At 63.9% G+C, this 10,335-nt stretch carries 10 protein-coding genes; 7 read left to right on the forward strand and 3 right to left on the reverse strand.

The window, feature by feature from the left end; all coding sequences use genetic code 11:
• Positions 1-60: 60 nt before the first annotated feature.
• The 5 genes from boxA to Q0741_RS18155 all read left to right on the forward strand — a co-directional run bounded on the left by boxA (position 61) and on the right by Q0741_RS18155 (position 4,788).
• On the forward strand, positions 61-1,299 hold the full coding sequence (gene boxA, locus Q0741_RS18135; protein ID WP_298234596.1) for a benzoyl-CoA 2,3-epoxidase subunit BoxA: 1,239 nt from the start codon (positions 61-63) through the stop codon (positions 1,297-1,299).
• 16 nt (positions 1,300-1,315) lie between these two features.
• The gene (locus Q0741_RS18140; protein WP_298234597.1) at positions 1,316-2,095 is read left to right on the forward strand and encodes an enoyl-CoA hydratase-related protein; all 780 of its coding nucleotides are present in this window, start codon (positions 1,316-1,318) and stop codon (positions 2,093-2,095) included.
• The gene (locus tag Q0741_RS18145; RefSeq protein ID WP_298234598.1) at positions 2,092-3,639 is read left to right on the forward strand and encodes a 3-hydroxyacyl-CoA dehydrogenase; all 1,548 of its coding nucleotides are present in this window, start codon (positions 2,092-2,094) and stop codon (positions 3,637-3,639) included. The genes Q0741_RS18140 and Q0741_RS18145 overlap by 4 nt, the downstream gene beginning before the upstream one ends.
• A complete protein-coding gene (locus tag Q0741_RS18150; RefSeq protein ID WP_298234599.1) occupies positions 3,639-4,097 on the forward strand; it encodes a MaoC family dehydratase in 459 nt (152 codons plus the stop codon). The genes Q0741_RS18145 and Q0741_RS18150 overlap by 1 nt, the downstream gene beginning before the upstream one ends.
• 76 nt (positions 4,098-4,173) lie before the next feature.
• A complete protein-coding gene (locus Q0741_RS18155) occupies positions 4,174-4,788 on the forward strand; it encodes a LysE family translocator (RefSeq protein ID WP_298234600.1) in 615 nt (204 codons plus the stop codon).
• Positions 4,789-5,442: 654 nt separating this feature from the next.
• Here the strand turns inward: Q0741_RS18155 and Q0741_RS18160 are convergent.
• The 3 genes from Q0741_RS18160 to Q0741_RS18170 all read right to left on the reverse strand — a co-directional run bounded on the left by Q0741_RS18160 (position 5,443) and on the right by Q0741_RS18170 (position 7,368).
• Complete coding sequence (locus Q0741_RS18160) at positions 5,443-6,183, reverse strand: arginyltransferase (RefSeq protein ID WP_298234601.1); 741 nt, start codon at positions 6,181-6,183, stop codon at positions 5,443-5,445.
• A gap of 11 nt (positions 6,184-6,194) precedes the next feature.
• The gene (gene aat / locus Q0741_RS18165) at positions 6,195-6,950 is read right to left on the reverse strand and encodes a leucyl/phenylalanyl-tRNA--protein transferase (RefSeq protein WP_298234602.1); all 756 of its coding nucleotides are present in this window, start codon (positions 6,948-6,950) and stop codon (positions 6,195-6,197) included.
• 175 nt (positions 6,951-7,125) lie between these two features.
• Positions 7,126-7,368 (reverse strand): cold-shock protein, encoded by a 243-nt coding sequence (locus Q0741_RS18170; RefSeq protein WP_029001780.1) that lies wholly within the window; start codon positions 7,366-7,368, stop codon positions 7,126-7,128.
• 192 nt (positions 7,369-7,560) lie between these two features.
• Here Q0741_RS18170 and clpS point away from each other — a divergent pair, with 192 nt between their 5' ends.
• Together clpS and clpA are read left to right on the forward strand one after the other, a co-directional pair.
• Positions 7,561-7,911: an ATP-dependent Clp protease adapter ClpS gene (gene clpS, locus Q0741_RS18175; RefSeq protein ID WP_298234603.1), complete on the forward strand. Its 351-nt coding sequence runs from the start codon at positions 7,561-7,563 to the stop codon at positions 7,909-7,911.
• Positions 7,908-10,214: an ATP-dependent Clp protease ATP-binding subunit ClpA gene (clpA, locus tag Q0741_RS18180; protein WP_298234604.1), complete on the forward strand. Its 2,307-nt coding sequence runs from the start codon at positions 7,908-7,910 to the stop codon at positions 10,212-10,214. The genes clpS and clpA overlap by 4 nt, the downstream gene beginning before the upstream one ends.
• Positions 10,215-10,335 lie beyond the last annotated feature (121 nt).

Consider the following 10,335-nt stretch of genomic DNA (forward strand, 5'->3'; position numbering starts at 1 on the left):
GGTTGGTGAAGCGCTTCAGCTCGCGACAAGCGTCCTCCCAAACACCAGCAAGCTCCAGCCATGAACGCCCCCCTGCCCGAAGTCCTCAAGCAGCACCTGATCGACCCGGAGATCTGCATCCGCTGCAACACCTGCGAGGAGAGCTGTCCGGTTGATGCCATCACGCACGACTCGAACAACTACGTGGTGGACCCGGGCAAGTGCAGCTTCTGCATGGCCTGCGTGCCGCCGTGCCCCACGGGCGCCATCGACAACTGGCGCACCGTGCTGCGGCTGGAGGCCTACTCGGTCGAGGAGCAGTTCACCTGGGACGAACTGCCGGCGGAGAAGGCGCTGGGCCTGAACGTGGAGACGCCGGCCGAGGCCGCCGGGCCGCAAGTGCAGGCGCAGGCCCAGGAGATGCCTCTGGCCGAGGCGGTGGCCGGCGCGCAGGTGCCGCCGTGGTCGGCCTCGCACCCTTACGTCAACCTCTACACGCACAAGAACCCCGTGACGGCCACGGTGGCCGGCAACTACCGGGTGACGGAGCTGGGCACCGACAGCGACACGCACCACATCGTGCTGGACTTCGGCAACGTGCCGTTCCCGGTGCTGGAGGGGCAGTCGCTGGGCATCCTGCCGCCGGGCGTGGACGCCAACGGCCGCCCGCACCACGCGCGCCAGTACTCCATCGCCAGCCCGCGCGACGGCGAGCGCCCCGGCTACAACAACGTCTCGCTGACCGTGAAGCGCGTGACGGCGGACTACCAGGGCCGGCCCGTGCGCGGCGTGGCCTCGAACTACCTGTGCGACCTGAAGAAGGGTGACCAGGTGCAGGTGATCGGCCCCTTCGGCAGCACCTTCCTGATGCCCAACCACCCGGGCAGCCACCTGGTGATGATCTGCACCGGCACGGGCAGCGCCCCCATGCGCGCCATGACCGAGCGCCGCCGTCGCCGCCGCGGCCGGGGCGAGGGCGGCAAGCTCATGCTCTTCTTCGGCGCGCGCACGCAGCAGGAGCTGCCGTACTTCGGCCCGCTGATGAACCTGCCCAAGGATTTCATCGACATCAACTTCGCTTTCTCGCGCACGCCCGGCCAGCCACGGCGCTACGTACAGGATGTAATGCGTGAACGTGCGGCAGACTTGGCGCTGCTGCTGCGCGACCCGAACACCTGTTTCTACGTCTGCGGCCTCAAGGGAATGGAGGCCGGCGTGCTGGAGGTGTTGCATGACGTGGCGACGCAGCACGACCTGGACTGGCCCGCACTGCATCAGCAGCTCAAGCGCGAAGGCCGGCTGCATTTGGAGACCTATTGATGGAGGAGACCCCCCAATGACCGTTGTCGTGGAGCGCGGCGCCGTGGCGCGCGTGCGCATGAATCGCCCCGAGGTGTTCAACGCCTTCGACGAAGCCATGATCGCCGCCTTGCATGAGGCGTTCACCGCGCTGGCCGAGGACCCGGCCGTGCGCGTGATCGTGCTGGAGGGCGCCGGCAAAGCCTTCAGCGCGGGGGCGGACCTGCAGTGGATGCAGCGCGCCAGTACCGCCAGCCAGGAGTGGAACCTGCAGGACGCGCGCCGCTTCGCCGGCATGCTCGCGGCCATCCAGCAGTGCCCCAAGCCGACGATCGCGCGCGTGCAGGGCGTGGCGCTGGGCGGCGGCGTGGGGCTCACCTGCGCCTGTGACATCGCCATCGCCGGGGAGGACGCCAAGTTCGCCGTGAGCGAGGCGAAGTTCGGCATCCTGCCCGCGGTGATCGGGCCCTACGTGACCAATGCCGTGGGCAAGCGCCAGGCGCTGCGGCTGGCGCTGACCACCAGCCGCATCGGCGCGCAGGAGGCGCTGGACATCGGCCTGGTGCAGAAGGTCGTGCCGCTGGACGGCCTGGACAGCGCGGTGGACGCCATGGCGGCGGAGCTGCTGGTGGGCGGACCGAACGCGCAGCGCGAAATCAAGCAGCTCTTTGCGCAGCTGGAGGTCGGCCCCATCACCGACGAAGTGCGCGAGCTCACGGCGCAGACCATCTCGCGCGTGCGCAGTACGGACGAGGCACGCGAAGGCTTCGAGGCTTTCCTGGCCAAGCGGCCGGCGAACTGGATTCCCAAGGCATGAACATCGAGACGCTGAAGGACGCGCCGCTGCTGGTGGTGGGCGCGGGGATCATGGGCGCCGGCATCGCGCAGGTGGCGGCGCAGGCCGGGCATCCGGTGATGCTGTTCGACCTGCGCGAGGGTGCCGCGGCCGAGACCAAGGCGAAGCTGGGCAAGAGCCTGGATGCGCTGGCGGCCAAGGGAAAGCTCACGGCGCAGGAGGCGGCGCAGACACTCTCGCGCATCGAGGCGGTGGCCTCGATGGAGGCCGCGGCCTCGGCGCGGCTGGTGGTGGAAGCCGTGGTGGAGAAGCTCGACGTCAAGCGCGCGCTGTTCCGCCAGCTCGAAGGCATCGTGGGCGCCGACTGCGTGCTGGCGACCAATACCTCGTCCATCTCCGTCACCGCCATCGCCAACGGGCTGCAGCGCCCCGGGCGGCTGGTGGGCATGCACTTCTTCAACCCCGTGCCGCTGATGAGGCTCGTGGAGGTGGTGTCGGGGCTGCAGACCGAGCCGGCGGTGGCGCAGGCGATCCACGAGTTGTCCCGGCACTGGGGCAAGGTGCCGGTGCACGCGCGTTCCACGCCCGGTTTCATCGTCAACCGCATCGCGCGCCCGTACTACGCGGAGACGCTGGCGCTGCTGCAGGAGCGGGCCGGGACACCGGCGCTGCTGGACGCCTGCCTGCGCGCCGCGGGCTTCCGCATGGGGCCGTGCGAGCTGATGGACCTGATCGGGCACGACACGAACTTCTCGGTCACGCAGTCGGTGTTCGAAGCCAATTTCTTCGACAAGCGCTTCGTGCCCTCGCTGGTGCAGCGCGAGCTGGTCGACGGCGGGCTGCTGGGGCGCAAGTCCGGGCGCGGCTTCTACGACTACGCCGAGGGCGCGGTGAAGCCGGCGGTGCCGGAGCACGCGCCGGTGGGCCTGCCGGCGGCCACGATCCTGAGCCTGCACGGCCAGGGCCCGGTGGCGCAGCGCCTGCGCGAGGCGCTGACGGCGGGCGGGCGCGGCTTCGAGCCGGTCCCGGACAGCGACTGGGTCGGTCTGGAGATCGACGGTGCCCAGCTGCGCCTGACCGACGGGCGCCCGGCCTCGCAGGTGGGCGCGGGGGAGGTGGCCGAGGTGGCGGTGTTCGACCTGCCGCTGTCGGCGTTAGCCGGCGCGGTACTGGCCTGGGCGCCGGCGGCACAGGCCTCGCCGGCCTGGTGCGAGCTGGCGCCGCGCTGGCTGCGGGCACTGGGCTTCAATGCGCAGCGCTTGGCCGACACGCCGGGGCTGGTGGTGGCGCGCACCATCGCCATGCTCATCAACGAGGCCGCCGATGCCGTGCACCAGGGCGTGTGCGACGAAGGCGGGGCGGACGCGGCGATGAAGCTGGGCGTGAACTATCCGCAGGGGCCTTTCGAATGGCTGCGCGCCTGGGATGCGGCAGCCGTGATCGCGCTGCTCGATGCGCTGGACGTTCATTACCGTGGTGAGCGCTACCGCGTCAGCCCGGGGCTGCGGTTGCGCGCCTGGGGGCAGGGCGCGCGCAAAGTGGAGTGCATCGGGGGTGGCGCCTGATGAAGTTCGCCGAGTTTCATGAGGGGCAGCGCATCACGGCCGGGCCGGCGAGCCTGAGTGAAGCGGAGATCGTCGAGTTCGCGTCGGCCTGGGATCCGCAGTGGTTCCATACCGATGCGGCCGCCGCGGAGCGCGGGCCGTTCAAGGGATTGATCGCCAGCGGCTGGCAGACCTGCGGCTTGGCGATGCGGCTGGCCTGTCAGGCGGCGCTGGACGGCTCCGAGAGCTTCGCCTCGCCCGGCATCGCCTACATCAAGTGGCCCAGCCCGGTGCGACCCGGCGACCCGATGCGGCTGGAGGCCACGGTGCTGGAGGTGCGGCGCTCGCAGAGCAAGCCGAACCTGGGCGTACTGCGCTGGCGCTGGGAGCTGCTGCACGCGGACGGCCGCCAGGCACTGGAGCTGGAGGCGACCAGCCTCTTCGACCTCTCGCGCAGCGACGGCGATCCGGCGCCCTGAGCAGCGTCCCGAGGCCTGAGACAAGCTGCGGCCCCATCCGCGGGTGGGGCTGCAGCCGGTGGATAGACTGCACCAGATGAGTGCAGATGAATTCGTGGCCCTGCTCACGCTGGCCACGGCGATGAGTTTCACGCCCGGTCCCAACACCACCCTGTCCACGGCGCTGGCCGTGAATTTCGGCTTGCGCCGGGCGCTGGTGTTCGTGAGCGCAGTACCGGTGGGCTGGACGCTGCTGATGCTGGGTTGCGGCCTGGGGGTGGGGGCGCTGCTGCTGGCGCTGCCGGCGGCGCGCTGGGTGGTGAAGGGGGCGGGCATCGCCTATCTGCTCTGGCTGGCCTGGAAGCTGTCCCAGGCAGGGCAACTGGGTCAGGCGGACGAGCGGCGTCTGAACGTCGGCTTCTGGCAGGGCGTAGGGCTGCAGTTCCTCAACATCAAGGCGTGGATGCTGGCGCTGGCCCTGGCGGGCGGCTGGGTGAGCAGCGCGGGTGGGCAGCCGGCGGCCAATCCGGGGCAGCGGCTGCTGATCGTGTGCGCGGTGATGATCGTCTTCGCCTGGAGCAGCAACTTCAGTTATGCCCTCGTGGGCTCCGCGCTGCGCGGCTGGTTGGCGCGAGGGCGGCGGCTGCTGTGGTTCAACCGCGCCATGGCGCTGGTGCTGGTGCTGACGGCCGCGTGGATGGCGCGGGCGTGAGCGGGAACGTCGGAGCGGGGACAGGCCTCATCCATGAGTGAAGAGTGGCCCCGCCTGATCCATGCCGCGCATGGCGACTTGGAAGGATGGCGCGCTCCGGTGAATGGGTGCCCTGGTGCAAGGCGGGGTGCGAGCCGCGGCCTCGCTGCGTCGGAACATCACTTGGCCTTGGCTTGAGAGACATACATGATTGTTCTGGACGTGGCCGGGCGTGAGCGGCGCGGCTTGGGGCTGGGACGGTTGGGCGTGGTGATCCTCGCCATGACGCTTGCCATGGTTGGCAGCAAGAGACATACAGGATTTACAGATACCACCTTTGTTCGTGACGGTGGGGCGAGCGGCCGGCGCCGGCATGTTGAGGCTGCTGTGTTTGCTGGCACAACGAGCCACCTGGCCGGAGCGCGATCAGCTCATGGCGCTGGGGATCAGCGCGGTAGGCACCGTACTGGACTTTCCCCTTCTTCCTGACGTTGGCGCTGCGCCAAGCGCCGGCCACGCATGCGGCGGTGGTGATGGGCGTGTTGCCGCTGGCCACGGCGGTGATGGCGGTGTTGTGGTTGCGTTAGCGTCCATCCTTTGGTTTAGGAAGCTGATCGCAGCTCACCGACCAACTCGGTCAGCCGACGTCACGGATGGAGCAGGGCGGCAGGCAGTTCAGGCAGTTCCGCCCGGTTGCCACTGGCCATCGACGAGCAGTTCGTGCGGGCGGAACTGGGCCTTATAGGCCATCTTGTGGCTGTCACTAATCCAGTACCCAAGGTACAGAAAGGGCAACTTCAACATTCGTGTCTGCTCGACCTGCCAAAGGATGTTGTAGGTGCCATAGCTGGCGTCGTCGTCCGGGTCGTAGAAGGTGTAGACGGCCGAAAGTCCGTCGCTGAGCACGTCCAGAATGGAAACCATCTTCAGCGCACCCAGCCCGGATTCGCTAGGTTCGCGAAATTCCACCAGCCGTGAGTTAACACGGCTCTGCAGCAGGAACTGGGTGTACTGGTCCACGCTGTCATGGTCCATGCCACCACCGCTATGCCTGCCGGACTGGTAGCGCAGGTAGAGCTGGTAGTGCTCAGGCAGGAAGCACAAGCGCAGCACGCGTGCGACCAAGCCGCGATGGGATTTCCAGGCTCTGCGCTGACTGCGGGAAGGCTGGAACTTCTGTACCGGTAGGCGTAGCGGAACGCAAGCCTTGCAGCCATCGCAGTAAGGCCGATACGTGAACAGGCCGCTGCGGCGAAATCCGCGTGCCACGAGTTCGGAATAAGCGTCAGCGTGAATCAGGTGGCTTGGTGTCGCGACCTGCGACCGTGCCAAGCGACCCGGCAAGTAGCTGCAAGGATAGGGAGCCGTGGCATAGAACTGCAACGACGCGAGGGGAAGTTCCTTGGGAGCAGTCACGCGGGAGATCCTCAGGGCGTCGGGCGCAGGCCAAGCTGCGTCCACATCGACTCATGATAGGTCCAGCTCCGCACGGGTTCAGCATCGACCGTGGCCGCGAGATGGCGCAAGAACTCCGGACGCGGTATCTCGTGTGCACCCAGGGAAGCCAAGTGCGATGTGTTCTGTTGGCAATCCACAAGCCCAATACCGTGGAAGCGGCAGAAACAGATCAACGCGGCCAAGGCAATCTTGGAGGCATCGGTGCGGCGCGAGAACATCGACTCACCGAAGTACATGCGGCCGAGCCCCACGCCATACAGTCCGCCAACGAGTTCCCCATCGACCCAGGTTTCGAAACTGTGAACGGTGCCCGCTTGATGCCATGCGAGGTAGGCCTGTTGCATGGCGGGGAGGATCCAGGTGCCATCCTGGCCATCGCGCGGACTGCAGGCACAGGCCTGGATCACATTAGGAAAGGCGCTGTCCACCCGGATCTCGCAGCCCGGGGTATCGATGAACCGCTGCAGTGTCTTACGCAGCGATCGGTGAAGGCGGAATTCATCCACGGGCAAGACCATGCGGGGGTCCGGCGACCACCACAGCACAGGCTGCCCTTGTGAATACCAGGGAAAGATGCCCTTGCGATAGGCTTCTTGGAGACGAGCCAGTGTGAGGTGGCCTCCCGCTGCCAGCAGCCCGGGCGCCTGTGAAGCAGGACCCAGCGCCGACGAGGGAGGCGGCAACGGTGTGTGATCGTCATCCAGCCAAGGCAGCGGCAGACTCATACAACAAGAAATCCGCGTCCCGTGAAAAGGATGAATCGTTTGGATAGACCGACGAACAAGGCCAGATGTCGAGGCTCGACACCACTACGCTGACTCAGTCAGGGCTGTACCGTAATACAGAGAGTCTGAAGCTACTGCCGCTCGTCAGAGAGCGGCAGCAGAGTCAACAAGGGCCTTAACGATGGTCTGTTCCGCTGACGGCTGAAGTCGGGGTATCAATGGCTCGGATGTTCTGTGCCAACTCGCCCTTTGGACCCTTGACGATCTCAAAACTTACCCGGCTACCTTGCTTTAGGGTGCGGAAACCTTCCATCTGAATGGCCGAGAAGTGAGCAAACACGTCTGCTCCTCCATCGGCAGGCTGAATGAAGCCAAAACCCTTAGCGTCGTTGAACCATTTGACAGTACCGATAGCCATCTCTGCGTCCCTCCAGGTGTTTTTGCTGCGGTGCAACAGATTTTCTTGGGCGCTTTGACCTCGTGTCAATGAGCAGCGACACCATCTTTACACAAATTGATACACGCGGTGGCCTTGTAGTCTGGCAGCGACACACCCTGGTGCAATATCCGCAGCAGATGCCAGCGCAAAGCAAGTCGATAGAATGAATCCATGCCTTCGGAACCCCCAAAGCCCCCTTCGCGAGCGCCTGTTGCGCCCGAACGCGACGATGGTGCAGTCGTGGTGGAGCGCAAGACGGCGCGCACCAAGCCACCGCGTATGTATCAAGTCGTCTTGCTCAATGACGACTACACACCGATGGAGTTCGTAGTGATGGTGCTGCAGGAGTACTTCAAGCGCGACCTGGAGACAGCCACACACATCATGTTGAAGATCCATCACGAAGGTCGGGGCGTCTGCGGTGTCTACACCAAAGACGTTGCGGCTACCAAGGTTGAATTGGTACTGGCAGCGGCTCGCCGCTCCGGTCATCCGCTGCAGTGCATTATGGAGGCCGCATGATCGCGCAAGAACTTGAAGTCAGCCTGCACATGGCGTTCGTTGAAGCACGCCAGCAGCGGCACGAATTCATTACGGTTGAGCATTTGCTGATGGCATTGCTTGACAACCCATCGGCCGCTGAAGTGTTGCGTGCCTGCGCGGCTAACATTGATGACCTGCGCAAAAGCTTGTCAGCTTTCATTAAGGAAAACACGCCGACGGTAGGTGGCAATGACGAGGTCGACACGCAGCCGACTTTGGGGTTCCAGCGCGTGATCCAGCGTGCAATCATGCATGTGCAGAGCACGGGTAGCGGCAAGAAGGAGGTCACTGGCGCGAATGTGCTGGTGGCGATCTTCGGGGAGAAAGACTCGCACGCCGTGTACTACTTGCATCAACAAGGCGTAACGCGCTTGGACGTTGTCAATTTCATTGCCCACGGTATCAAGAAGTCCGATCCGCCAGAGCCTGCAAAGCCCAGCGACAACAGCCCCAGCAACGAGGGTGAGAAGGAAGAGACGAGTGAGAGCAAAGGGTCGCCTTTGGACCAATTCACTCAGAACCTAAATTTTCTGGCCACTGCCGGCAAGATTGATCCGCTCATCGGTCGCGAAGGAGAAGTAGAACGTGTCATCCAGGTGTTGTGCCGTCGCCGCAAGAACAATCCACTGCTAGTGGGGGAAGCTGGCGTAGGCAAGACTGCAATTGCAGAGGGCCTTGCTTGGCGAATCACGCAGGGTGAAGTGCCTGAGGTACTGGCTGGATCGACTGTTTATGCTCTAGACATGGGCGCCTTGTTAGCAGGTACCAAGTACCGTGGTGATTTTGAGCAGCGTCTCAAGGGTGTGCTCAAGCAGCTCAAGGAGCAACCGCACGCGATTCTGTTCATTGACGAGATCCACACACTTATCGGCGCCGGTGCCGCCTCCGGAGGAACGCTCGATGCTAGCAATCTGCTCAAGCCGGCATTGAGTTCGGGGGCGATGAAGTGCATCGGGGCGACGACCTTTAGCGAGTACCGAGGGATCTTTGAGAAGGATGCAGCTTTGTCGCGTCGTTTCCAGAAAGTAGATGTGGTTGAACCTTCAGTGGAACAGACGGTAGAGATTCTCAAAGGGCTGAAGTCCCGATTTGAAGAACACCACAGCGTCAAATATGCACTGGGTGCCCTGCAAGCCGCTGCGGAGTTGTCTGCCAAGTACATCAATGACCGTCACCTTCCTGACAAGGCGATCGATGTCATTGACGAAGCAGGCGCGGCCCAACGGATCCTGCCGAAGAGCAAGCAGAAGAAGACAATCACTCGTACTGAGGTTGAAGAGATCGTCTCGAAGATCGCTCGCATACCGCCGGCCTCTGTGTCAAGCGATGACCGCAGCAAGCTCAAGACGCTGGACCGTGACCTCAAAAGCGTGGTATTCGGCCAAGATCCGGCTATCGACGCCTTGGCCGCCGCAATTAAGATGGCACGCTCCGGCTTGGGCAAGCCGGACAAACCCATTGGTTCGTTCCTATTCAGTGGCCCAACCGGCGTTGGCAAGACTGAAGTGGCCAAGCAACTGGCGTTCATCCTGGGCATCGAACTTATTCGCTTCGACATGTCCGAGTACATGGAGCGACATGCGGTGAGTCGTCTCATTGGTGCGCCTCCTGGTTATGTCGGCTTTGACCAGGGAGGTTTGTTGACTGAGGCGATCACCAAGAAGCCTCACGCGGTCCTCCTGTTGGATGAGATCGAGAAAGCCCATCCCGATGTCTTCAATGTGCTGCTGCAGGTCATGGACCATGGCACGTTGACCGACAACAACGGCCGCAAGGCTGACTTCCGCAATGTCATCATCATCATGACAACTAACGCGGGCGCGGAAACGATGAACAAGGCCACCATCGGTTTCACTTCACGGCGTGAAAGCGGTGACGAAATGGCTGATATCAAACGGCTGTTTACGCCTGAATTCCGCAATCGGCTTGATGCTACTGTTAGCTTCAGGGCGCTGGATGAAGAGATCATCCTGCGCGTGGTAGATAAGTTCCTCCTGCAACTCGAAAGTCAGCTTTCCGAGAAGAAGGTGGAAGTGACATTCACCGATGCGTTGCGCAAGCAATTGGCCAAGAAGGGCTTCGATCCGCTCATGGGTGCGCGCCCGATGCAGCGGCTGATCCAGGACACAATCCGCCGCGCCTTGGCGGATGAGTTGTTGTTTGGTCGCTTAGTGGACGGCGGGCGCCTGACGGTAGACCTTGACGACAAGGACGAAGTGCAACTGCAGATCGAGCCGCGCAAAAGCGATCGTCCGCGCGCCGAGCCTGCAACAACCTCTTGATTTTACTGTGTATGCGTGCGGCGATATCACAGGTCGCGACGCCGGGCGCGGTGGCTGACCCAGGGTTGTTCTACAGGGACTTCCCCCTCTGTCAAGCACGGGCGGTGGCGCGAGATGAGTT

This window comes from uncultured Azohydromonas sp. (genome assembly GCF_937926365.1).
Taxonomy (GTDB): domain Bacteria; phylum Pseudomonadota; class Gammaproteobacteria; order Burkholderiales; family Burkholderiaceae_C; genus Azohydromonas.

Excerpts from the sequence above, each read along its gene's own strand:
- boxA (WP_298234596.1), top strand. The coding sequence starts at position 61 with ATGAACGCCCCCCTGCCCGAAGTCCTCAAGCAGCACCTGATCGACCCG.
- aat (WP_298234602.1), bottom strand. The coding sequence starts at position 6,950 with ATGAGTCTGCCGCTGCCTTGGCTGGATGACGATCACACACCGTTGCCG.
- Q0741_RS18140 (WP_298234597.1), top strand. The coding sequence starts at position 1,316 with ATGACCGTTGTCGTGGAGCGCGGCGCCGTGGCGCGCGTGCGCATGAAT.
- clpS (WP_298234603.1), top strand. The coding sequence starts at position 7,561 with ATGCCTTCGGAACCCCCAAAGCCCCCTTCGCGAGCGCCTGTTGCGCCC.
- Q0741_RS18145 (WP_298234598.1), top strand. The coding sequence starts at position 2,092 with ATGAACATCGAGACGCTGAAGGACGCGCCGCTGCTGGTGGTGGGCGCG.
- Q0741_RS18170 (WP_029001780.1), bottom strand. The coding sequence starts at position 7,368 with ATGGCTATCGGTACTGTCAAATGGTTCAACGACGCTAAGGGTTTTGGC.
- clpA (WP_298234604.1), top strand. The coding sequence starts at position 7,908 with ATGATCGCGCAAGAACTTGAAGTCAGCCTGCACATGGCGTTCGTTGAA.
- Q0741_RS18150 (WP_298234599.1), top strand. The coding sequence starts at position 3,639 with ATGAAGTTCGCCGAGTTTCATGAGGGGCAGCGCATCACGGCCGGGCCG.
- Q0741_RS18155 (WP_298234600.1), top strand. The coding sequence starts at position 4,174 with ATGAGTGCAGATGAATTCGTGGCCCTGCTCACGCTGGCCACGGCGATG.